At 73.0% G+C, this 20,898-nt stretch carries 22 protein-coding genes, 3 pseudogenes and 1 riboswitch; of the genes and pseudogenes, 14 read left to right on the plus strand and 11 right to left on the minus strand.

Features of this window, described 5'->3' with window-relative positions:
- Positions 1–145 precede the first annotated feature (145 nt).
- From H9L09_RS05285 to H9L09_RS05305, 5 genes and pseudogenes are all read right to left on the minus strand, one after another.
- Entirely contained in the window at positions 146–1,021 is an 876-nt protein-coding gene (locus tag H9L09_RS05285) for an ATP-grasp domain-containing protein (protein WP_187579664.1), read from the minus strand.
- Positions 1,022–1,031: 10 nt separating this feature from the next.
- Positions 1,032–1,322, minus strand: a complete 291-nt coding sequence (locus H9L09_RS05290) for a DUF6510 family protein (protein WP_187579665.1) — start codon at positions 1,320–1,322, stop codon at positions 1,032–1,034.
- Positions 1,319–2,041, minus strand: coding sequence for a ferredoxin reductase (locus H9L09_RS05295; protein WP_246456291.1), 723 nt, complete (start codon positions 2,039–2,041; stop codon positions 1,319–1,321). Before H9L09_RS05295 ends, H9L09_RS05290 begins: the two co-directional genes overlap by 4 nt.
- A gap of 119 nt (positions 2,042–2,160) precedes the next feature.
- A pseudogene (locus tag H9L09_RS05300) lies at positions 2,161–2,672 on the minus strand (molybdopterin-dependent oxidoreductase); the annotation flags it as partial.
- Positions 2,673–2,690: 18 nt separating this feature from the next.
- Positions 2,691–3,407 (minus strand): nucleotidyltransferase domain-containing protein, encoded by a 717-nt coding sequence (locus tag H9L09_RS05305; protein WP_187579667.1) that lies wholly within the window; start codon positions 3,405–3,407, stop codon positions 2,691–2,693.
- Positions 3,408–3,500: 93 nt separating this feature from the next.
- Here H9L09_RS05305 and H9L09_RS05310 point away from each other — a divergent pair, with 93 nt between their 5' ends.
- Positions 3,501–3,938, plus strand: coding sequence for a hypothetical protein (locus H9L09_RS05310; protein WP_187579668.1), 438 nt, complete (start codon positions 3,501–3,503; stop codon positions 3,936–3,938).
- Positions 3,939–3,969: 31 nt separating this feature from the next.
- Here H9L09_RS05310 and H9L09_RS05315 read toward each other — a convergent pair whose 3' ends face one another.
- Complete coding sequence (locus H9L09_RS05315) at positions 3,970–4,248, minus strand: MoaD/ThiS family protein (protein WP_187579669.1); 279 nt, start codon at positions 4,246–4,248, stop codon at positions 3,970–3,972.
- Between the two features lie 40 nt (positions 4,249–4,288).
- Complete coding sequence (thrC, locus tag H9L09_RS05320; RefSeq protein ID WP_246456293.1) at positions 4,289–5,587, minus strand: threonine synthase; 1,299 nt, start codon at positions 5,585–5,587, stop codon at positions 4,289–4,291.
- 11 nt (positions 5,588–5,598) lie between these two features.
- A riboswitch (SAM riboswitch) is annotated at positions 5,599–5,743 on the minus strand.
- Positions 5,744–5,883: 140 nt separating this feature from the next.
- Here thrC and H9L09_RS05325 point away from each other — a divergent pair.
- A complete protein-coding gene (locus H9L09_RS05325) occupies positions 5,884–6,315 on the plus strand; it encodes a hypothetical protein (protein ID WP_187579671.1) in 432 nt (143 codons plus the stop codon).
- Here H9L09_RS05325 and H9L09_RS05330 read toward each other — a convergent pair.
- The 4 genes from H9L09_RS05330 to H9L09_RS05340 are packed head-to-tail and all read right to left on the minus strand — an operon-like array spanning position 6,278 to position 8,026.
- The gene (locus H9L09_RS05330; protein ID WP_246456294.1) at positions 6,278–6,841 is read right to left on the minus strand and encodes a trehalose-phosphatase; all 564 of its coding nucleotides are present in this window, start codon (positions 6,839–6,841) and stop codon (positions 6,278–6,280) included. The two genes, H9L09_RS05325 and H9L09_RS05330, sit on opposite strands and share 38 nt — an antisense overlap.
- Positions 6,841–7,125, minus strand: coding sequence for a trehalose-phosphatase (locus H9L09_RS21915; RefSeq protein WP_246456295.1), 285 nt, complete (start codon positions 7,123–7,125; stop codon positions 6,841–6,843). Before H9L09_RS21915 ends, H9L09_RS05330 begins: the two co-directional genes overlap by 1 nt.
- A 51-nt stretch (positions 7,126–7,176) precedes the next feature.
- Positions 7,177–7,725 carry a LytR C-terminal domain-containing protein gene (locus tag H9L09_RS05335; protein WP_187579672.1) on the minus strand — a complete coding sequence of 183 codons (549 nt, stop codon included), beginning with the start codon at positions 7,723–7,725 and terminating at the stop codon, positions 7,177–7,179.
- 1 nt (position 7,726) lies between these two features.
- Entirely contained in the window at positions 7,727–8,026 is a 300-nt protein-coding gene (locus H9L09_RS05340; protein WP_187579673.1) for a DUF3263 domain-containing protein, read from the minus strand.
- Positions 8,027–8,239: 213 nt separating this feature from the next.
- On the opposite strand from H9L09_RS05340, the gene H9L09_RS05345 reads away from it, so the two are divergent.
- The 12 genes and pseudogenes from H9L09_RS05345 (at position 8,240) to H9L09_RS05400 (ending at position 20,889) form a co-directional block, all read left to right on the plus strand.
- Positions 8,240–9,298 carry a Gfo/Idh/MocA family protein gene (locus tag H9L09_RS05345; RefSeq protein WP_246456296.1) on the plus strand — a complete coding sequence of 353 codons (1,059 nt, stop codon included), beginning with the start codon at positions 8,240–8,242 and terminating at the stop codon, positions 9,296–9,298.
- Positions 9,299–9,498: 200 nt separating this feature from the next.
- Positions 9,499–11,133, plus strand: coding sequence for a peptide ABC transporter substrate-binding protein (locus tag H9L09_RS05350; RefSeq protein WP_187579674.1), 1,635 nt, complete (start codon positions 9,499–9,501; stop codon positions 11,131–11,133).
- Between the two features lie 113 nt (positions 11,134–11,246).
- Positions 11,247–12,169: pseudogene (locus tag H9L09_RS22615) on the plus strand (ABC transporter permease).
- A complete protein-coding gene (locus H9L09_RS05360) occupies positions 12,162–13,085 on the plus strand; it encodes an ABC transporter permease (protein ID WP_187579675.1) in 924 nt (307 codons plus the stop codon). The pseudogene H9L09_RS22615 and the gene H9L09_RS05360 overlap by 8 nt, the downstream one beginning before the upstream one ends.
- 1 nt (position 13,086) lies before the next feature.
- A pseudogene (locus H9L09_RS05365) lies at positions 13,087–14,099 on the plus strand (ABC transporter ATP-binding protein).
- A complete protein-coding gene (locus H9L09_RS05370) occupies positions 14,074–15,096 on the plus strand; it encodes an ABC transporter ATP-binding protein (RefSeq protein WP_187579676.1) in 1,023 nt (340 codons plus the stop codon). Before H9L09_RS05365 ends, H9L09_RS05370 begins: the two are co-directional and overlap by 26 nt.
- 42 nt (positions 15,097–15,138) lie before the next feature.
- The gene (locus tag H9L09_RS05375) at positions 15,139–15,828 is read left to right on the plus strand and encodes a response regulator (protein WP_223164215.1); all 690 of its coding nucleotides are present in this window, start codon (positions 15,139–15,141) and stop codon (positions 15,826–15,828) included.
- On the plus strand, positions 15,825–17,195 hold the full coding sequence (locus H9L09_RS05380) for a sensor histidine kinase (RefSeq protein WP_187579677.1): 1,371 nt from the start codon (positions 15,825–15,827) through the stop codon (positions 17,193–17,195). Before H9L09_RS05375 ends, H9L09_RS05380 begins: the two co-directional genes overlap by 4 nt.
- Positions 17,192–17,428, plus strand: coding sequence for a hypothetical protein (locus tag H9L09_RS05385; protein WP_187579678.1), 237 nt, complete (start codon positions 17,192–17,194; stop codon positions 17,426–17,428). The genes H9L09_RS05380 and H9L09_RS05385 overlap by 4 nt, the downstream gene beginning before the upstream one ends.
- Before the next feature lie 91 nt (positions 17,429–17,519).
- Positions 17,520–18,962 carry an alpha,alpha-trehalose-phosphate synthase (UDP-forming) gene (locus tag H9L09_RS05390; protein ID WP_187579679.1) on the plus strand — a complete coding sequence of 481 codons (1,443 nt, stop codon included), beginning with the start codon at positions 17,520–17,522 and terminating at the stop codon, positions 18,960–18,962.
- The gene (locus H9L09_RS05395; protein WP_187579680.1) at positions 18,959–19,501 is read left to right on the plus strand and encodes a HEAT repeat domain-containing protein; all 543 of its coding nucleotides are present in this window, start codon (positions 18,959–18,961) and stop codon (positions 19,499–19,501) included. The genes H9L09_RS05390 and H9L09_RS05395 overlap by 4 nt, the downstream gene beginning before the upstream one ends.
- 74 nt (positions 19,502–19,575) lie before the next feature.
- Complete coding sequence (locus H9L09_RS05400) at positions 19,576–20,889, plus strand: alpha/beta fold hydrolase (RefSeq protein ID WP_223164216.1); 1,314 nt, start codon at positions 19,576–19,578, stop codon at positions 20,887–20,889.
- The last annotated feature ends 9 nt before the right edge of the window (positions 20,890–20,898 follow it).

The following is a 20,898-nucleotide window of genomic DNA, read 5'->3' on the forward strand; positions in this document are numbered from 1 at the left end:
CGGGGGTCCCGACTGTCCAGACCATGCGGCATGGTCTGTCCGGGCCATTGACCCCCTCGACGGCCCGGTCCTAACCTGGGACCACCTCGTGGGTGCGACGGGGTTTCGGCCGGAGCGGCGCGCGCGAGCGCGCAGCTCCGGCCACTTACGTGTGCGGGCCGGTGTCCCCGAGCGCGTTCGCGACCAGGTCCGCGAACGCCTCCGCCAGCTGCGGCACCAGGTCGAGGTAGAGCCCCGGCTCGGTCACCTCCAGCTCGCTGAGCACCAGCTCGCCGCCCGGGAGCCGCATCAGGTCGGCCCGCGCATAGGCCAGCGGTACGCCGAGCAGCCGCTGCGCCGTCTCCACCGCCTCGCCGGCCAGGGCGGCGGCCTCAGTGCTCACCGGGACCGGGACGGAGGCACCGCCGTACTCCTCGTGCACCCGGATCTCCCCGCCGGCCGGCCGCTTCTGCACCTGCGCGACGACCTGACCGCCCAGCACGAACACCGAGGTCTCCCCCTCGGTGCGGACCGACTCCACCAGCGGCTGCACCACCCAGGGGCCCGGCGCGAGCCCGGACGCGGGCTCGACGCCCGGACCGGCTGCGGGCGCGGGGTCGACCACCAGGACCCCGCGACCACCGGCACCGACGCGTGGCTTGACCACGGAGCGCCCGAACGCGGCGATCGCCGGCGCCAGCCCGCTGCGGTCCTCGACCACGACGGTGGGCACGACGGGCAGGCCGGCCTCGGCCAGCTGCACGAGGTAGGACTTGTCGGTGTTCCAGGCGAAGGCCGCGGCGCCGTTGAGCAGGGCCGGCCCCACCGAGTCCGCCCAGCCGAGGAACTCCTGGTGCCGGTGCTCGTAGTCCCACGTGCTGCGCACCGCGACGACGCCGGCCTCATCCCACCGCTGCGCCGGGTCGTCCCAGACGGTCCATCGCGCCGAGACGCCCCGCGCGGCCAGCGCCTCGAGGAGCAGCCCGCCGCCGACCTCGCCGTCGGGCAGCGCGGAGCAGGTCACCAGCAGCACCTCGGTCATGCGACCGACGCTATCGAGGCGCCGACCGCTCCGGGGACGCGGGCAGCCGCAGCGAGCGCAGGCCGCCCAGCTCGACCCAGACCCGGTCCGGGGCGCGCACCACCCGGAGCAGCACGGCGTCGCACCCGCGACAGCGCAGCACCCAGTCCTCCCCGTGCCGGTAGGCCACCGTGGCCGCGAGCGGTGCCCGGGCGCCGCAGCCGAGGCACTCCCCGCGGGCCGCGGTGAGGTCGACGCCGAACGCCTCGGCCAGCGTCCCTGCCGCGGCGTTGCCGTCCAGGGGCTCGTGCTCGCCGCTCATGGTTCCCCACCTCCTCCGAACCGCTCGGTGCGGATCCGGCCCGGCTCGTGGCCGAGCCCGACGAGCAGGCCGGTGACCGCCTCGACGAAGCCGGTGGGCCCGCAGACGAAGACCGTCGGCACCAGGGCCGGCTCCCAGGTCGCGGCGGCCAGGTCGGCGGCCCCCAGCCGGGCCCGCCTCGGCGCCCCGGTGGGCGGTCGCCGGGTCCAGAAGCACCGGACCTGCGGGCCGGCGGCGGCTCTGCCGAGCCGCTCCAGCTCGGCGGTGTAGAGCGCCGCGTCCGGGTCGCGCACGGAGTACAGCAGCCGCATCGGCGTGCTGTCCCGGAGCCGTTCGCGGGTGCGCAGCATCGCCATCAACGGCACCACGCCGCTGCCGCCGGCCACGAGCTGGACCGGCTGCCCGCCGTCCGGGTGCCAGACGAACCACCCTCCCAGGGGTCCGCGCAGCTCTAGGACGGTGCCGACCGCGAGGCTTCGCACGAGGTACGGCGACACCTCGCCGCCGTCGACCTCGACGACCGTGAGCTCCACGTCGGCGCCGGCCGCCGACGCCACCGAGTAGGACCGGACCGCGGTGTAGCCGTCGGCCGCGGTGAGGCGTACGTCGACGTGCTGGCCGGCGCGGTGACCGGGCCAGCCGGGCACGTCGAGCACGAGGGTCCGCGCCTGGGCCGTCTCCTCGCGGACCTCCCGGACCGTGCCGAGCAGCCAGCTCACTCCTCGGAGTACCTCTGCTCGCGCCACGGGTCGCCGTAGGCGTGGTAGCCGAGGCTCTCCCAGAACCCGGGCTCGTCGTCCACCATCAGCCGGAGCCGGCGCAGCCACTTGGCGCTCTTCCACAGGTAGAGGTGCGGCACCAGCAGCCGCACCGGCCCGCCGTGCTCGGGGAGAGCGGCTCCCCGTCGTAGGCGTGCACCACCCAGGCCTTGCCGTCGAGCAGGTCCTCCAGCGGCAGGTTGGTCGTGTAGCCGCCGTCGCTGGCCGCCATCACGAAGTCGGCCTCGGTCTCCACGTCGGCCAGGATCGCGTCGAGGCTCACCCCGGTCCAGCTCGTGCCGAGCTTGGACCACCGTGTGACGCAGTGCAGGTCGACGGTGATCTCCTCGTGGGGCAGCGCCTGCAGCTCGGGCCAGGACCAGGCGTGCTCCTCGCCGGTCTCGGTGGTCACGCTCAGCTGCCAGGAGGCGAGGTCCACCCGCGGCGTGGGCCCGGCGGAGAGCACCGGGAAGTCGTCGGTGAGGTACTGGCCAGGAGGCAGGTCGGAGCGCGGGCGGCGGGGGCGGCCTGCGAATCCGGGCGTCGGGAGGGCCATGAGAGGAGTCTGGCACCGGCGCGCGGGCTCTGCCATCGGTCAGATGACTGCTCCTCACCCCTTCAGCCGGTAGCCGACGAGCAGCGGTCCCCCGGCGCGCAGCAGCACCTCGACCGCGGCCCGGTGCAGCACCGCGGTGTCGCCGTAGAGCACAACGTGCCGGTGCCCGTCGACCAGCCGCTCGGCCAGGTCCGGGTCGGCGTCGCGCAGGGCCCGGGCCAGGGCCTTGCCGCCCCCGCTCCAGCGACCGGCCGTGGCCAGGGCCAGCTCGGCGGTCCGCTGCAGCACCGCGCCGGCCAGGTGGACGAGCTCGTCCTCCACGTCGCAGCCGGCCAGGTCGTCGAGCAGGTCGGTCAGCCGGTAGCGCATCGCGTCGAGCTCGGCGGCGTCCAGCGCTGGCGGGCCGGCGGCGATCCGGGCGGCCGCGGTCGCCGCGATCTCCGGGGCGATCCCGGCAGGGTCGGTGAGCACCGCCCCGAGCGCGCACATCCTCAGCAGCGAGCAGACCCGACGGCCGGCGTCCAGCGCCCAGAAGTGGTCGAGGCTCTGCCGGGTGTGCACGAACGCCTCCACGGTCCACCGCTCGTGCTCGAAGGTCTCCCGGTACGGCGCCGGCGGCCCGGCGAGCAGCACCACCACGTCGAGGTCGGAGGTGGGCGTCCGCTCGGCGGTGAGCACGCTGCCGCCGAGGAACGCCGCCCGCGCCTGCGGGAAGCGGCTGCCCACGAACGAGGCGGCGGCTTCGAGCGGCTCGGGTCGGTCGCCGTACATGGCCACCATCGTGGCGGCTGGGCCGCCCGGATGCGTGGATTTCACTCCGGGCGGGCTATTCCGGACACAGCGCGCCTCCGACACACTGGCTCGATGAAGGCTCTCGTGACGGTCGTGGCGCTGCTCGGCGCCCTCGCCGCCGTGACTGCCGGGGTGCTCCCGGCGCTGTCGGTGACGCTCGACGGCCGCGCTGACGTGACCAGCGCCAGGGCGGCCGTCGCGGCCGGGCCCGCACCGGCCGCCCGGGGCCGGGAGAAGCACGAGAAGAAGAACCGGCCAGAGCCGGGGTGGATGCGCCACCAGCACGGGCCGGCCAGCCACGGCCGGCTCATGCGCGCCTGGGCGCACTGCGTTGCCGAGCACGCATCGGCCCGCCGGGACGGCGGCGACGACGGCCGTGGGGACGCCGGGGGCTCCGAGGACCGGTTCGACCCGGAGTCTGCCTGCGGCACCCGTCCGGTCCCTCCGGGTCGGCAGCACCGACCGGGTGACACCGGCGAACAGCCGGACCGGGACGGCGACGAGCGCTGAGGCGCGCCACGGCGCCGGCCGCGGCCGGGGGTCAGCCGCCGGCGACGGCGGGGATCACCGAGACCTGGGCCCCCTCGGGGGTGGCCGTGTCGAGCGCCTCGAGGAACCGGACGTCGTCGTTGCCGACGTAGACGTTCACGAACCTGCGGATCGCGCCCTGGTCGTCGAGGATCCGGGCCTTGATGCCGGGGTGGTGGGCGTCGAGGTCCTCAAGCACCTCGGCCAGGGTGCCGCCGGAGGCGGGCACCTCGGACTGCCCCCCGGTGTAGGTGCGCAGGATGGTCGGGATACGGACCGAGACGGTGCTCATGCGGGGCTCCTCTGGGACGGTCGGGACGGCGGGGCGGCGCTCAGGCCAGGCCGGTCGCGGTGAAGGCGGCGTAGCTCGGGTCGATCGTGGCGGCCGGGCCGACCCGGTCCGCGATCGCGTCGAGGGTCTTGAGGCCGTCGCCGGTGTTGAAGACCACCGTCTCGGCGTCCGGGTCGAGCTGGCCGGTCTCCACGAGCTTCTTCAGGGTAGCGATGGTGACGCCGCCGGCGGTCTCGGCGAAGATCCCCTCGGTGCGCGCGAGCAGCTGGATGCCGTCGCGGACCTCCTCGTCGGTGACGTCCTCGACGGCCCCGCCGGTGCGCCGGGTCACGTCGAGCACGTAGGGCCCGTCGGCCGGGTTGCCGATCGCGAGCGACTTGGCGATGGTGTCCGGCCGGACCGGGCGTACGACGTCGTGGCCGGACTTGAAGGCCGCCGACACCGGCGAGCAGCCGGTCGCCTGGGCGCCGTACACCTTGTAGGGCGTCTCCTCGACCAGCCCGAGGCGGGCCAGCTCGGTGAAGCCCTTGTCGATCTTGGTCAGCTGCGCGCCGGAGGCGACGGGCACGACCACCTGCTGCGGGAGCCGCCAGCCGAGCTGCTCGGCGACCTCGTAGGCCAGCGTCTTGGAGCCCTCGGCGTAGTAGGGGCGGACGTTGACGTTGACGAACGCCCAGCCCTCCTCCTCGCCGGCGATCTCCGAGGCGAGCCGGTTCACGTCGTCGTAGTTGCCGTTCACGGCGACCAGCGAGTCGGTGTAGACGGCGCTGGTGAGCACCTTAGCCCGCTCCAGGTCGGCGGGGATGAACACCACGGTCTTCATCCCGGCGCGGGCCCCGGCGGCGGCGACGGCGTTGGCGAGGTTGCCGGTCGAGGGGCAGGCGAACACCGTCATCCCGAGCTCGCGGGCCGCGGACAGGGCGACCGCGACGACGCGGTCCTTGAAGGAGTGCGTCGGGTTGCCGGAGTCGTCCTTCACCCAGAGGTTCTTCATGCCGAGCGCGCGGCCGAGGTTGTCGGCCTTCAGCAGCCGGGTGAAGCCGGGCTCCATGTTCGGCGAGGAGGCGATGTCGGTGGGCACCGGCAGCAGCGCCTGGTAGCGCCAGATGTTCTTCGGCCCGGCCTCGATCTCGGCGCGGGTGATGCTCGGGTAGTCGTAGGCGATCTCCAGGGGCCCGAAACACTCCTGACAGGCGTAGAACGGGCCGAGCTCCTGGGTGGCGCCGCACTCGCGGCAGACCAGGTTGCGCGCGTTCCCGAAGGCGCCGTCGCGGAGGTGGCGGCCGGCCGCGCTGGGGCCGGTGCTGCCGGTGCTGGTGTCGAGGACTGACGTGCTCAAGAAGGGTCTCCTTCTCATCTTCCCCGCTCGCCGGCTCTCGGCAACGGGACGGAATTAGCACCGTGGCCGCACGACGTCCGCGTCTCTCGCGGAGGTCGTCGCGGCGGGTTGCCGGGGCTTCGTCGGGCCGTGTCCCTCTGCCCCTCTTGATGAGCAGGCACCACTGTAGGTAGCCGTCTCAGGATGTGTACAGCAGGTCCACCATCCGAGACATGGTGTCCCGCTGCTCAGACCGACGCGCCGTCCGAGGGCCCCGGCGCCGCCCCGGAACCGGGACTCCGGGCACCATGGACCCCATGGACAGGTGGCGCCTGCGGCAGGTGCTCAACGGCGTGAACGGGTCGACCGCGCTCGGTCTGGTCGTGGCCCGGGCCGGTCGGGCCCGGCTTGCGCCGGGGCCGCGCCACCTCCTGCTGGCCACCGGCTACCGGCTGCCGCTGCCGGTCGCCTCGGCCTTCACGCTGGGCAACGTCGTGCTGACCCGCCACGACGAGGACTGGCTGGCCCGGCGACCGCTGCTGCTCGCGCACGAGGAGCGGCACACCTGGCAGTACGCCGCCTGCCTGGGGCTGCCGATGCTGCCGCTGTACGCCGTCGCTGCCGGCTGGTCGCTGCTGCGCGGCAGCGACCCGGCCACCCACAACGCCTTCGAGCGGCTCGCCGGGCTGGCCGACGGCGGCTACCCGCTGCTCAGCGCCCGGGAGCGGCGGCGCGCGCCAGCTGCCTGAGCAGACCGAGCACGCCCTCGGGACCCGGCACCACCAGGTCGGCGATCTCGGCGAGGGCCTGCTCCTCGGCCGAGCCCGAGCAGACCAGCAGCACCGGCAGTCCCTGGTCGCGGTAGGAGCGGGCCGCCTCGAACGCCTCGAGGTCGCCGAGGTCGTCGCCGGCGAAGAGCACCGCCCCCGCGTCGACGTCGGCGACCGCCTGGCGCAGCGCGTGACCCTTGTGCATCCCGGGGGCCCGGACCTCCAGGACCAGCCGGCCCGGCTCCAGGGCCAGGCCGTGGCGCTCGGCGGCGTCGGTGAGCCGCGGCTGCAGCCGGGCGAACGCGGCCGCGGGCTCCGCGAGCCGGCGGGTGTGCACCGCGACCGCCAGCCCCTTGTGCTCGACGAAGGCCTCGCCGGCGTCCGCGTCCGCCAGCAGCGCCGGCAGCTCCTCGAGGAAGGCCGCCAGCCCGGCGGGCACCTCCGGGCTGCTGAAGGACCGGCCCCGGGAGTCCCACTGCTCGTTGCCGTACTGCCCGCGCACCATCAGCAGCGCCTCGGGGGCAGCGCGTCGGCGACCTCCTCGAGCCGGCCCAGCTCGACCACCTGGCGGGCCGGCCGGCCGGTGATCACCGCGACGGCCCGGACCCGGCTGGCCAGCTCGACGAGCACCTCGGGGCCGTCGGGATGGATCCGGGCCCGGTCGGGGTCCTCGACGATCGGGGCCAGCGTGCCGTCGAAGTCGAGGCCGACGAGCGCCTCACGCGCGACGCCGGCCACGGCGTCGTACCGGGAGCGGGCCTGCGGGTCGAGCACCTCGATCGCGTCCATGGCCCCACCCAACCACGACGCCGCGGAGCGCGCAGCCCGCGGTCGCGGGGCTCAGCCGTCGTAGTCGCTGGTGAGGATCACCGTCAGCCGGTCCAGGCGCATCTCGCCCTGTGCGGGCATCAGCCGCGTGATGCCCAGGTCGCGGCCGAGCAGCTTGGCCTCCGCGCTCAGCCGGGCCGGGTAGTAGACGGTGCTGGCCGGGATGGTGCCGTACCAGTTGTCGGAGCCGACGACCTGCCAGCCCGCGCCCTGGGCACGGGCGGCGGTGCTGCCGGCGAGGCCGCTGATCCCGGAGTTGTTGTAGACCTCGACGTAGGTCTCGCCGCGCTTGACCGGCGGGCTCTTCGGCGGCTTCGGCTTCTTCTCGCGCTTCTCGCGGATGACCGGCTCGGGAGCCTTGCTGACCGGGGTCACGCTGGGCTGCGCCGAGCTGGCCACCGGGGCGGCCGACTGCTGCGGCTCGGGCTGGTCGGAGCCGGTGGTCAGGAAGGCGACACCGGCGACCACGACCGCGCCCGCGGAGAGCAGCGCGACGGGTGAGGTGAGGGCCATCCCCCGCTGGTCGAGGACGCGGCGGCCCAGCCGTGTCGTGCGGCCCATCTCAGACCTCGAAGCCGAGGCGGCGGGCGGAGCGGGCCCGCTGACGGGCGGCGCGCAGCCGGCGCAGCCGTCGCACCAGGAGCGGGTCGAACGCGATGGCCTCGGGACGGTCGATCAGGGCGTTGAGCACCTGGTAGTACCGGGTGGAGGACATGTCGAACTTGTCGCGGACCGCCTGCTCCTTGGCGCCGGCGTACTTCCACCACTGGCGCTCGAAGTTCAGGATCTCGCGGTCGCGCTCGGACAGCTCCTCGCCGATCGCGGCGTCGGGTCCGTCGGGCAGTGCGTTCGCGGCGTCCATGTGTCGACTCCTGGGTCTGGCGGTGGTGGTGTCCGGGGCGGTGCGGGACCGTTCCCGACTCCTCGCGCCCCATCGTAGGCGACGAACCACAACCATGTCATTCGCTCGGGCGAGTCTGGTCCCGTGTCGCGCCGGGGCGCCTGGGAACGCCCGCGTGACGCCACCGACGCGGTCGGACGGGCGCCGGGAGCCACCTCGGGGAACAATGACCGGGTGACCAGCCTCCTCGCCGACCTGCCCCCGCTCGACGTCGCCGCCGGCCCCCGGGTCGCCGCCCCGCTGCCCGCGGACCGCCCGGTCCGCTGGGGGGTGCTGGCCACCGGGAAGATCGCCACCACCTTCGCCCGGAACCTGGCGCAGGCCGACGGGTGCGAGGTCACCGCGGTCGCCGCCCGGCGCCTGGAGTCCGCCGTGCGGTTCGCCGCCGAGCACGGCATCGGCACCGCCTACGGCGACTACCGGGCGCTGGTGGAGGACCCCGAGGTCGACGTCGTGTACGTCGCCACTCCGCACGCGCTGCACAAGGAGCACGTGATGCTCGCCTTCGAGGCCGGCAAGCCGGTGCTGTGCGAGAAGGCGATCACGCTGACCGGCGACGACGCCGCCGAGCTGGCCGCGGAGGCCCGGGCCCGCGGCCTGTTCCTCATGGAGGCGATGTGGATGCGCTGCCTGCCGATGATCCGTCGGCTCGGCCAGCTCGTCGACAGCGGCGCGATCGGCGAGGTCCGGCAGGTCCGCGCCGACCTCGGCTTCCGGGTCGACAAGCCGCCGACCGACCGGCTGCTCGACCCCGCGCTCGGCGGCGGCGCGCTGCTCGACATGGGGATCTACCCGCTGACCTTCGCCCACCTGTTCCTCGGCGAGCCCGCCCACGTGGCGGCCACCGCCGGGCTGTCCGGGAGCGGCGTCGACCTCGACATCGCGATGGTGCAGTCCTACGCCTCGGGCGCGATCGCCGCGCTGACCGCGTCGATGACCTCACTGTCGCCGCGCACCGCCTCGATCGCCACCGACCTGGGCCGTCTCGACTTCGGCGAGGCGTTCCACCACCCCCGGACGGTCACCTGGACCGGCGCCGACGGCAGCACCGAGACGCTGCACGAGCCGTTCCTCGGCACCGGCCTGGTGCACGAGGCGCTCGAGGTCGTCCGGTGCCTGCGCAACGGGGAGATCGAGAGCCCGCTGGTGCCGCTGGACGAGACCGTGGCGCTGATGCGGCAGATGGACGTGATCCGCCGTCAGGTCGGGGTCCGCTACGCCGCGGACCGCTGACCCCCGGACCGGGCCCGGGGCACCCCGGGACGTGCCTGGGCGCCCGGATGTGACGAGAACATGACGATTGTTGCAACGAGCGGCCGCTGAACCTTGCGGTCCCGTGACAGCTGACGCCATACCCCTGCGGTGACCTTCCTCACCCGGTCCGCCGCTGCCTACGTTGACGCCTCCACCCATCCCGATCCCTGGAGGCGACGATGCGCACTCACCGAGGACTGCGCCTGTCCGCGGGCCTGGTGGCAGCAGCGATGCTGCTCACCGCCTGCGGACAGGACTCCGGCGACGACGGGGGCTCGACCTCCGGCGCGTCGGGCGGAGGCTTCTCCGTCTACGTCTGCGAGCCCGAGCACCTGGTCCCGCAGAACACCAACGAGACCTGTGGCGCCGAGGTGCTGAACGCGCTGTTCACGCCGCTGGTCAACTTCGACCCCGAGACCTCCGACCCGCTGTGGGGCGAGGACAGCGACGACGCCGTCGCCGCCTCGGTCGAGTCCGAGGACCAGCAGAACTGGACGATCACCCTCAAGGAGGGCTGGACGTTCCACAACGGCGAGCCGGTCGACGCGGCCTCCTACGTCCGCGCCTGGAACGCCGGCGCCTACAGCCCCAACGCCTACGGCAACTCCTACTTCTTCGAGAACATCGTCGGCTATGACGACCTGCAGGCCCCCGAGGGCGGCGGCGAGCCGAAGGCCACCGAGATGTCGGGGCTGAAGGTGGTCGACGACCAGACCTTCACCGTCGAGCTGAAGGCACCGTTCAGCCAGTTCCCGCTGACCATCGGCTACACCGCCTTCTACCCGCTGCCCAAGGCCTACGAGGACGACCCCAAGGCGTTCGAGGAGCAGCCGATCGGCAACGGCCCGTTCCAGATGGACGGCTCGTGGGAGCACAACCAGCAGATCAAGGTGAAGCGCTACGAGAACTACGGCGGCGAGGCGGCCAAGGCCGACGAGGTGACGTTCGCCATCTACTCCGACGTGAACACCGCCTACAACGACCTGCTCGCCGGCAACCTCGACGTCATGGACGCGGTGCCGCCCGAGCGGATCGCCGACGCGAAGGCCCAGTTCGGCGACCGCTTCATCGAGCGGCCGAGCTCGTCGTTCACCTACGTCGGCTACCCGCTCTACGACCCGGCGTTCCAGGACGTCCGGCTGCGCAAGGCGATCTCGATGGCGATCGACCGCGAGGCGATCATCAAGGCGATCTTCAACGGCTCCTTCACGCCGGCGAAGTCCCTGGTCTCCCCGGTGGTCGCCGGCTCCCGGGGTGACCCGTGCGGCGAGGCGTGCAGCTACAACCCGGAGAAGGCCAAGGAGCTGTTCGACGCCGCCGGCGGCTACGACGGCACGCTGACGCTGTGGTTCAACAGCGGCGCCGGCCACGAGGCCTGGATGGAGTCGGTCTCCAACCAGCTGCGCAGCAACCTCGGCATCGAGAACATCAAGTTCAAGTCCCTCGAGTTCGCGGAGTACCTCGCGCTGCTCGACGCCGAGAAGGTCACCGGGCCGTTCCGGCTCGGCTGGGTCATGGACTACCCCAGCCCGCAGAACTACCTGGAGCCGATCTACAGCACCTCGGGCTCGTCGAACAACTTCGGCTACTCGAACAAGAAGGTCGACGCGCTGATCGAGAAGGGCAACGCGGCCGAGACCGTCGAGGCGGGCATCGAGTTCTACCAGCAGGCCGAGGACCTGATCCTCGCGGACATGCCGAACATCCCGATGTGGTTCGGGCAGGTCCAGGCCGCGCACACGGAGAACGTCGAGAACGTCGTGATCGACGCCTTCACCCGGGTGAACGTCTCCGACATCGAGGTCGTCGGCTAGCACCCCCGGAACCGGCCCTCCCGGGCAGCCGCTCCCTCCTCCCCAGGCTGCCCGGGAGGACCACCTCTCGCTCCTTCCCCTGCTCCCACTCGCTCTCGACCAGGAGGTCCCCCATGGGTCGCTACGTGGTGCGGCGGCTTCTCCAGGCGATCCCGGTGTTCATCGGGACCACCTTCATCATCTTCGCGCTCGTCTACGCGCTGCCCGGCGACCCGATCCGGGCGCTGGCCGGCGACAAGCCGATCTCGCCGTCGGTCTACGCCGAGCTGCAGGACCGCTACAACCTCGACGACCCGTTGCTGGTCCAGTACGGCAAGTACATGGCCGGCCTCGTCCAGGGCGACTTCGGGGAGAGCTTCCGCGGCCGTGAGGTCTCCGAGATCATGGCCGAGCGGTTCCCGGTCACGGTCAAGCTGGCCCTGGTCGCCTTCGGGTTCGAGATCCTGATCGGCATCGCCGCCGGCGTGCTCGCCGGGCTGCGCAAGGGCTCCTACATCGACAACCTGGTGCTGCTCAGCACGACGCTGGTGGTCTCGGTGCCGGTCTTCGTGCTCGGGTTCACCGCCCAGATCCTGCTGGGGGTGAAGCTCGGCTGGTTCCCGATCGCCGGGGTCTCCCAGGGCTGGTACAGCTACCTGCTCCCGGGCTGGTACTCGGCGCGATCTCGCTGGCGTACGTCGCCCGGCTGACCCGGACCAGCCTCGTGGAGAACCTGCGGGCCGACTACGTCCGCACCGCGACGGCCAAGGGGCTGACCCGCGGTCGGGTGGTCGGGCGGCACGCGCTGCGCAACTCGCTGATTCCGGTGGTGACCTACCTGGGCATCGACCTGGGGGCGCTGATGGGCGGCGCGATCATCACCGAGGGCATCTTCAACCTGCCCGGCATCGGCCAGCAGGTCTTCCTCTCGGTCCGCACCCAGGAGGGGCCCGTCGTGGTCGGCATCGTGACCGCGCTGGTGCTGGTCTTCATCCTGGCCAACCTGGTCGTCGACCTTCTCTACGCCGTACTCGACCCGAGGATCCGCTATGAGTGAGACCCGCACACCCGTCGCCACCGAGCAGGCCGCGCCGGCCCCGCCGGAGGAGTCCGAGGAGCTCTCCGGGCGCAAGGCCAGCCTCTGGGCGGACGCCTGGCGCGAGCTGCGGCACAACCCGATCTTCCTGGTGTCCGCGAGCCTGGTCGTCATCTTCGCGGTGATGGCGGCCTTCCCCCAGCTGTTCACCGACGGCGACCCGCGCAACTGCCCGCTGGAGCGCTCGCTGGGCTCCCCGAGCGCCGAGCACTGGTTCGGCTTCGACCTGCAGGGCTGCGACTACTACACGCTGGTCGTCTACGGCGCCCGCGTGTCGATGGTCATCGGCACCGTGGTCACGTTCTTCTCCGTGCTGATCGCGCTGGTGCTCGGCTCGCTGGCCGGCTACTACGGCGGCCTGGTGGACACCGTCATCTCCCGGTTCACCGACGTCGTCTTCGGGCTGCCGTTCATCCTCGGCGCCATCGTGGTGCTCAGCGTGGTCAGCGAGCAGAGCCTGTTCTGGGTGGTGGTGGTCCTGGTGCTGCTGGGCTGGACGACGATGACCCGGCTCACCCGGTCCTCGGTGCTCAGCGTGCGCGACGCCGACTACGTGAAGGCGGCCAAGGCGCTCGGCGCCGGCGACCTGCGGATCCTGACCCGGCACGTCCTGCCCAACGCGATCGCTCCGGTGATCGTCTACGCGACCATCTACATCGGCATCATCATCGCCGCCGAGGCCGCGTTGAGCTTCCTCGGCGTCGGCCTCCAGCTGCCGGCGATCTCGTGGGGGCTGATGATCAGCGAGGCGGACACCCGGGTGCTCTCCTCGCCGCACCTGCTGCTGTTCCCCGGTCTCTTCCTGAGCCTGACGGTGCTCAGCTTCATCCTCATGGGCGACGCGCTGCGCGACGCCCTCGACCCCAAGCTGAGGTGACATGAGCCAGCCCACGAAGCAGCCCCTCCTGCACGTCGACGACCTCGCCGTCGAGTTCCGCACCCGGGACGGCGTCGTGCACGCGGTCGACGGGGTGGACTACACGCTGAACCGCGGCGAGACGCTGGCCATCCTCGGCGAGTCCGGCTCCGGCAAGAGCGTGACCGCCCAGGCGATCATGGGCATCCTCGACTCACCGCCCGCGTTCGTGACCCGCGGAGCGGTCCGCTTCGAGGGCGCCGACCTGCTGACGATGCCCGAGGACCAGCGGCGACGGATCCGCGGGGAGCGGATCTCGATGATCTTCCAGGACGCGCTCAGCGCGCTGAACCCGGTCTACCCGGTGGGCTGGCAGATCGCCGAGATGTTCCGCGCCCACCGCGGCACCTCCAAGGACGAGGCCCTGCGGCACGCCGCGGAGCTGATGGACCGGGTGCACATCCCCTCGGCGACCGAGCGGGTGGGCGACTACCCGCACCAGTTCTCCGGGGGATGCGGCAACGGGTGATGATCGCGATGGCGCTCGCGCTCTCCCCCGACATCGTGATCGCCGACGAGCCGACCACGGCGCTCGACGTCACCGTCCAGGCCCAGATCATGGACCTGCTCGCCGAGCTGCAGCGCGACACCGGGATGGGACTGATCCTGATCACCCACGACCTCGGCGTCGTCGCACAGGTCGCGGACCGGGTCTCGGTGATGTACGCCGGCCGGGTCGTGGAGACCGCCGGCATCGACGACCTCTACGCCCGGCCCGCGCACCCCTACACCGAGGGGCTGATCGCCTCCATCCCGCGGCTGGAGCAGAAGGGCGTCCGGCTCACCCCGATCGGCGGCGCACCTCCGAACCTCACCCACGTCCCCACCGGGTGCAGCTTCCACCCCCGCTGTCCCCGGGTGCGCCCGCACTGCAGCGCCGACGAGCCGCCGTTGTACGAGGTCGCCGCCGACCGGCGCAGCGCCTGCCACTACTACGAGGAGGTGCTCCATGACACCGAGCGCGCAGACGCCTGAGCCGCTGCTGTCGGTCCGCGGGCTGACCAAGCACTTCCCGCTGACCCAGGGCATCCTGTTCAAGAAGACGGTCGGTCACGTCCAGGCCGTCGACGGGGTCGACTTCGACCTCTACCCGGGCGAGACCCTCGGCCTGGTCGGCGAGTCCGGCTGCGGCAAGTCGACCCTGGCCAAGCTGCTGCTCCGGCTCGAGGAGCCCACCTCCGGCACGGCGACGTACCGCGGTGAGGACCTGTTCACGATGAGCCGCAAGCGGCTGCGGGAGGTCCGCCGCGACATCCAGATCGTGCTGCAGGACCCCTACACCTCGCTGAACCCGCGGATGACCGTCGGCGACATCGTCGGGGAGCCGTTCGAGATCCACCCCGAGGTGGCGCCGAAGGGCGAGCGCCGGGCGAAGGTGCAGGAGCTGCTCGAGGTGGTGGGGCTCGACCCGGACCACCTCAACCGCTACCCGCACCAGTTCTCCGGCGGCCAGCGCCAGCGCATCGGGATCGCCCGCGGGCTCGCGCTGCGGCCGCGGATCATCGTCTGCGACGAGCCCGTGTCGGCGCTCGACGTCTCCGTCCAGGCGCAGGTGGTGAACCTGCTGGAGTCGCTGCAGGCCGAGTTCGACCTGTCCTACCTGTTCATCGCCCACGACCTCTCGGTCGTCCGGCACGCCTCGGACCGGGTGGCGGTGATGTACCTCGGCCGGGTCGTCGAGACCGGCACCGAGGAGGAGATCTACGAGCACCCGACCCATCCCTACACGCAGGCGCTGCTGTCCGCGGTGCCCTCGCCCGACCCGCGGCACCGCGGCCGGTCGGACCGGATCCTGCTGCACGGCGACGTGCCCAGCCCGGCGAACCCGCCCTCGGGCTGCCGGTTCCGGACCCGCTGCTTCAAGGCGCAGGACCGCTGCGCCGAGGAGGACCCGCAGCTGCTGCCGCGCTCGGCCTCCCACCCGGACGCCTGCCTGTTCTCCGAGGAGATGCATGTGGTCCCCACCAGCTGATCCGGCTGGGGGCCGGCCCGGATCCAGTACATGATGGTGCCCATGCGTGGCCAGGGGAGACGAGTGCTGCTCGTCGAGGACGATGCACGGATCCGGCGGGTGCTCGCGATCGCGTTGCGCGACGAGGGCTACCGGGTGGTCGAGGCCGACACCGGCGAGGGCGCCCTGGAGCGTCACGCCGAGTCGCCGGTGGACGTGGTGATCCTGGACCTGATGCTGCCCGGCCTCGACGGCTTCGAGGTCTCCCGCCGGATGCGCCGGACCTCGGACGTACCGATCATCGTGGTCTCCGCCCTCGGCGACAGCCACGACATCGTCGCCGGCCTGGAGGCGGGCGCAGACGACTACATGACCAAGCCCGTGGTCGCCAAGGAGCTGTCGGCGCGGATCCGGGCGCTGCTGCGCCGCAGCAGGTCCTCGCAGCAGCAGCTGCCCACCATCGTCGTGGGCAGCCTGGAGATCCGTCCCCGGGAGGGCGTGGTGCTGCGCGACGGCCACCCGGTGGCGTTGACCACCACCGAGCTCCGGCTGGTCGAGCGGCTCGCCGGCCGGGTCGGTGAGCCGGTCAGCCGCGAGACGCTGCTGACCGAGATCTGGGGCTACGACTACTTCGGCGACAACCGTCTCGTCGACGTCCACATCAGCCGGCTGCGCAGCAAGATCGAGCCGGACCCCGGCAACCCGCGACACGTGGTGACGGTCCGCGGCCTGGGCTACAAGCTGGCGCCGTGACCCGGCTCCGGTTCGGGCTGCGCGGCCGGGTCAGCGCCGCCTTCGCGGTCGGTGCGCTGGTGCTCTCGGTGCTGCTGGCCGTGACCACCCACGCCATCGCCAGCAACTACCTCACCGACCAGCGCTACGCCACCGTGCTGCGCCAGGCGGTGTTCAACGCCCGTGCCGTGAACGCCGCGCTCTCCACGACCCGGCCCGCCGTCGCGCAGCTGCTCGAGCAGCTCGAGGTCTCCAGCGGCGAGGCGTCCAGCCCGCTCGCCTGGGTGGACGGGCGGTGGTTCGCCGACCAGCTGCCCGGCGGGGTGGACGTGCTGCCGAGGTCGTTCGTGGCGGCGGTCGAGGCCGGCCGGCCGGTGCAGCAGAGGTTCCGCACCCGCCAGGGCCTGGTGGTGGCCATCGCGCTGCCGCTCGAACCGACCGGGGGCTCCTACGTCGAGGTGTTCAGCCTCCGTGAGCTGGACCAGGTCCTGACCACCCTGGCGGTGACCTTCAGCGGGACCGCCACGATGACGACGCTGCTCGGGCTGCTGCTCGGGCTGTGGGCGAGCCGCCGCGCGCTGCGCCCGCTGAGCGAGGTGACCGCGGCGGCCGGGGCGATCGCCGAGGGCGACCTCGGCGCCCGGCTGCAGGCGCACCGCGACCCCGACCTCGAGGGGCTCGCCACCGCGTTCAACCGCACCGCCGACCGGCTGCAGGCCCGCGTGGAGCGCGACGCCCGGTTCGCGGGCAACGTCAGCCACGAGCTGCGGACCCCGCTGACCACCCTGGTCAACGCCGCCGAGCTGCTGACCGGCCGGGCCGCGCGGCTCGACACCGAGGGCCGCGAGGTGCTCGGCCTGCTCACCGACGAGGTGCAGCGGTTCGCGCAGATGGTCGAGGACCTGCTGGAGATCTCCCGGGCCGACTCGGGAGCGGCGCAGATGCGGTGGGAGCCGACGGCCCTCGGCGACCTGGTCACCCTGGTCGCCGACCGCTGCGCCGGCCGGCCGGTCACCGAGGTGGAGCCGGGGGCGCGCAAGGTCACCGTCGCGGTGGACCGGCGGCGGCTGGAGCGGGTGGTCGCCAACCTCGTGAACAACGCCGAGGTGCACGCCGGCGGTGCGACCCGGGTGCTGGTGAGCCGGCAGCCGGACACCGTGCGGATCGCGGTCGAGGACGCCGGCCCGGGGGTCTCGGAGCCGGACCAGGAGCGGATCTTCGAGCGGTTCTCCCGCGGCGTGGCGCACCGCTCCGACAACCCCGACGGGGTCGGGCTCGGGCTGGCGCTGGTCTTCGAGCACGTCCGCCTGCACGGCGGCCGGGTCTGGGCCGAGGCCAACGAGCCGCGCGGCGCCCGCTTCGTCGTCGACCTCCCGGTGCGGCCGTGAGCGGGCACCGGGGCGGGGCCGCTGCCGGCGTACCGCAGGAGGCACGTGGCCGTGCCCGTCAGCCGTGGCGACGGCTGCTGGTCCGCGCCGTGTGCGTGGCGCTGCTGTGCGGCAGCGCGGGGTGCGGCCTCTCCGCGCAGCCCGGTCCGGAGCCGCTGCCCCGGGACCGGTTGCCGTCCCCGTTCGACGGGGTGCCGGCCGGCGACAGCGCCGAACCCTCCGACGCGCCCTGACCGGCGGCCCGCCGGGCCGGGACGGGCCGGGCACGGACGGGGGCCGGTTGGCCATGGCGGTCCGGTCGGGGCTCCGGGTTAGGTTGGTCCGGTGAGCCCACAGCACACCGCCGACTTCCTCATCGTGGCCAACCGGCTGCCCGTGGACCGGGTGGTCCACGACGACGGCTCGGTGGACTGGCGGCGCTCCCCCGGCGGTCTGGTGACGGCGATCGAGCCGGTGATGCGCGCCCACGACGGCGCCTGGATCGGCTGGTCGGGCGGCACCGACGAGGAGATCGAGCCGTTCGTCGAGGACGAGATGACCCTGGTCCCGGTGCCGCTGAGCGAGCAGGAGGTCGAGGAGTTCTACGAGGGCTTCTCCAACGCGACGCTGTGGCCGCTCTACCACGACCTGGTCGCCAAGCCGGAGTTCCACCGGGAGTGGTGGGAGGCCTACGTGCGGGTGAACCGCCGCTTCGCCGAGCGGACCGCGGCGGCCGCCGCCGACGGCGCCACCGTCTGGGTGCAGGACTACCAGCTGCAGCTGGTGCCGGCGATGCTGCGCGAGCTGCGCCCGGACCTGCGGATCGGCTTCTTCCTGCACATCCCGTTCCCGCCGCTGGAGCTCTTCCAGCAGATCCCGTGGCGGCGGCAGCTGCTCGAGGGGCTGCTCGGCGCCGACCTGGTCGGCTTCCAGCGGCCGAACAACGCGCAGAACTTCGTGCGCCTGGTCCGCCAGCGGGTCGGCCACAAGACCCACCGTGACCTGGTCTACCTGCCCGACGGCCGCACCGTCGAGGCGGCCGCGTTCCCGATCTCGATCGACGCCAAGGGCCTGGAGCAGCTCGCGCGCACCGAGGAGGTCGCGGCGCGCGCCAAGGAGATCCGCGAGCAGCTCGGCAACCCGCGACACGTGCTGCTCGGCGTGGACCGCCTCGACTACACCAAGGGCATCTACAGCCGGCTGCGTGCCTTCGGCGAGCTGCTCGAGGAGGGCGCGATCTCCGTCGAGGACGCCGTCTTCGTCCAGGTCGCGACGCCCTCGCGCGAGCGGGTCGACCAGTACCGCCGGCTCCGCGACGAGGTGGACCGGCTGGTCGGCCGGATCAACGGCGACCTCGGCCAGCTCGGCCGCCCCGCGATCCACTACCTGCACACCTCGCAGCCGCGGGAGGAGATGGCGGCGCTGTTCCGCGCCGCCGACGTGTGCGTGGTGACCCCGCTGGCCGACGGGATGAACCTGGTCGCCAAGGAGTACGTCGTCGCGCGCTACGACGGCGGCGGGGCCCTGGTGCTCTCGGAGTTCGCCGGAGCGGCCGGCGAGCTGCGGCAGGCGTTCATGGTGAACCCCTACGACATCAACGGCATGAAGGGCGCGATCCTCGAGGCGATGCGGGCCCGGCCCCAGGAGCTCGCCCGGCGGATGAAGGCGATGCGCCGCACCGTGATCGAGAACGACGTCGCCGACTGGGCGCAGAAGTTCCTCGACACCCTCGCGATGGAGCGCCCGCACCACGAGAAGCACGTGCGGCCCACGCACGCCACGGAGTGAGCCTCCCGCCCCCCGGCGACCTGACGGCGGCGCCGCGCGACCTGGTCCACGACCTCGCCGGGCTGCTGGGCGGGGCGGAGGTGGTGCGCCGCTGCGTGGAGCTGCTCGACGGCGGCGACCCCCGGCCGGAGCTCGACCTGCTGCCGCACCTGGCCGGCCGGCCCGGCGTGGCCTACCCCGCCGGCGGCTGGCCGCCGTACTGGCCGCGGGTCTGGGCCGCCCGCGCGCTCCTGTACGTGTGGGACGACTCCGCGGCACCTGCGGTGCTCGCGGGGCTGGGCGACGACTCGTGGCGGGTCGTCGAGATGTGCCTGAAGGTGAGCGCCCTGCGCGAGCTGCCGGCCGGCGACCGCGGTGTCGCGGCCACCGCCCACGAGCTGTCCCGGGTGCGCTCGGCGGCGCTCCGGGCACTCGGCGCCGGCGGCGACGTCGAGCACGTGCCGGCGGTGCGGGCCGGGCTCGACGATCCCGACGAGCAGGTGCGCCGGTCCGCGGCCCGCGCGCTGGACCGGATGCGGGAGCGGCTCGACCTGGGCTGAGCCGGCGTGCTCAGTGGTCGATATCGCCCGAACAACCCCTCCCGCGTGAGGTGACCCGCTGGTAACTTGTCGGCATGGATCTGATCCCCAAGCCGGACCAGATCGTCTCCGCTGCCGCGAACGTGGCCCACAAGCTGCTGTACGGCGGCCTGGCCGATCTCCGCCCCATGCCCCGGACGCTGATCGACGACGGGGTGATGCGCGAGGTCTACCACTACCGGCCGCGCGCGGCGGGGAGCCGCGGACGCGAGCACGGCGACCCGGTGCTGCTGGTGACGCCGCTGGCCGCGCCCGCGCTCTGCTTCGACCTGCGCCGCGGCTGCTCGCTGGTCGAGCACCTCGTCGACGCGGGACGCCGCACCTACCTCGTGGAGTACGGCGAGGTCTCCTTCGCCGACCGCAAGCTCGGGATGGAGCACTGGGTCGACGAGGTGATCCCGGCGGCGATCGAGGAGGTCAGCCGGCACGCGGGAGGCCGGCCGGTGCACCTGGTCGGCTGGAGCGTCGGCGGCACCTTCGCGCTGCTCACCGCCGCGGACCGCCCCGATCTGCCGATCGCGTCCCTGACCACGATCGGCTCCCCGATCGACGTCACGCAGGTGCCGATGGTGGCGCCGATCCGGCCGTTCCTGGGCCTGGCCGGCGACCGGGCCGGGCTGGTCACGCAGGCCTACCGGCTGATGGGCGGCGCCCCCAAGCCGCTGGTGCGGCGGGCCTTCCAGCTCACCGGCTTCAACAAGCTGGTCACCAAGCCGATCGCGATCGCCGCCAAGCTCGACGACGCCGACTTCCTCGCCCAGGTCGAGGCGGTGGACCGGTTCACCGCGAACATGATCGCCTACCCCGGCCGCACCTTCGGGCAGCTCTACCACCGGATCCTCAAGGGCAACCAGCTCGCCTCGGGCACCGTCACCATGGACGACCGGCAGATCGCGCTCGCCGACCTGCGGGTGCCGTTGATGGCGCTGGGCGGCGCCTCGGACGGCATCGCGCCGGTGGACTGCGTCCGCCCGATCGTCGACCTGGTGCCGCACGTCGAGGACCTGCGCTTCGAGGTCGTGCCCGGCGGCCACCTCGGGATGCTCACCGGACGGGCCGCCCGCACCACCACCTGGCGGCTGCTCGACGAGTGGATCGCCGCGCACTCCTCCCCCGAGCCGGAGCCGGCGACCAAGAAGGCGGCAGCCAAGAGAGCGGCGGCGAAGAAGCCGGCGGCCAAGAAGGCGACCGGCAAGAAGGCCACCGCGAAGAAGGCGGCAGCCAAGAAGGCGAGCACCAAGCGGACGGGCTCCGGCGCCGGGGCCGCGGGCACCGAGGACTCGATCGGCACGAACCCGCGGCGCCGCTACACCTCCTCCGGCAGCCGAGGGCTCGCTTCACGCCCGTAGCCTGAGCCG

The organism is Nocardioides mesophilus, from assembly GCF_014395785.1.
Taxonomy (GTDB): Bacteria; Actinomycetota; Actinomycetes; order Propionibacteriales; family Nocardioidaceae; genus Nocardioides_B; species Nocardioides_B mesophilus.

Coding starts and splice junctions, on each gene's coding strand:
- H9L09_RS05400 (WP_223164216.1), top strand. CDS start 19,576: ATGGATCTGATCCCCAAGCCGGACCAGATCGTCTCCGCTGCCGCGAAC.
- H9L09_RS05340 (WP_187579673.1), bottom strand. CDS start 8,026: ATGGACGCCGCGAACGCACTGCCCGACGGACCCGACGCCGCGATCGGC.
- H9L09_RS05335 (WP_187579672.1), bottom strand. CDS start 7,725: ATGGGCCGCACGACACGGCTGGGCCGCCGCGTCCTCGACCAGCGGGGG.
- H9L09_RS05310 (WP_187579668.1), top strand. CDS start 3,501: ATGAAGGCTCTCGTGACGGTCGTGGCGCTGCTCGGCGCCCTCGCCGCC.
- H9L09_RS05325 (WP_187579671.1), top strand. CDS start 5,884: ATGGACAGGTGGCGCCTGCGGCAGGTGCTCAACGGCGTGAACGGGTCG.
- H9L09_RS05375 (WP_223164215.1), top strand. CDS start 15,139: ATGCGTGGCCAGGGGAGACGAGTGCTGCTCGTCGAGGACGATGCACGG.
- H9L09_RS05305 (WP_187579667.1), bottom strand. CDS start 3,407: ATGTACGGCGACCGACCCGAGCCGCTCGAAGCCGCCGCCTCGTTCGTG.
- H9L09_RS05285 (WP_187579664.1), bottom strand. CDS start 1,021: ATGACCGAGGTGCTGCTGGTGACCTGCTCCGCGCTGCCCGACGGCGAG.
- H9L09_RS05315 (WP_187579669.1), bottom strand. CDS start 4,248: ATGAGCACCGTCTCGGTCCGTATCCCGACCATCCTGCGCACCTACACC.
- H9L09_RS05290 (WP_187579665.1), bottom strand. CDS start 1,322: ATGAGCGGCGAGCACGAGCCCCTGGACGGCAACGCCGCGGCAGGGACG.
- H9L09_RS05350 (WP_187579674.1), top strand. CDS start 9,499: ATGCGCACTCACCGAGGACTGCGCCTGTCCGCGGGCCTGGTGGCAGCA.
- H9L09_RS05360 (WP_187579675.1), top strand. CDS start 12,162: ATGAGTGAGACCCGCACACCCGTCGCCACCGAGCAGGCCGCGCCGGCC.
- H9L09_RS21915 (WP_246456295.1), bottom strand. CDS start 7,125: ATGGACGCGATCGAGGTGCTCGACCCGCAGGCCCGCTCCCGGTACGAC.
- H9L09_RS05330 (WP_246456294.1), bottom strand. CDS start 6,841: ATGGTGCGCGGGCAGTACGGCAACGAGCAGTGGGACTCCCGGGGCCGG.
- H9L09_RS05370 (WP_187579676.1), top strand. CDS start 14,074: ATGACACCGAGCGCGCAGACGCCTGAGCCGCTGCTGTCGGTCCGCGGG.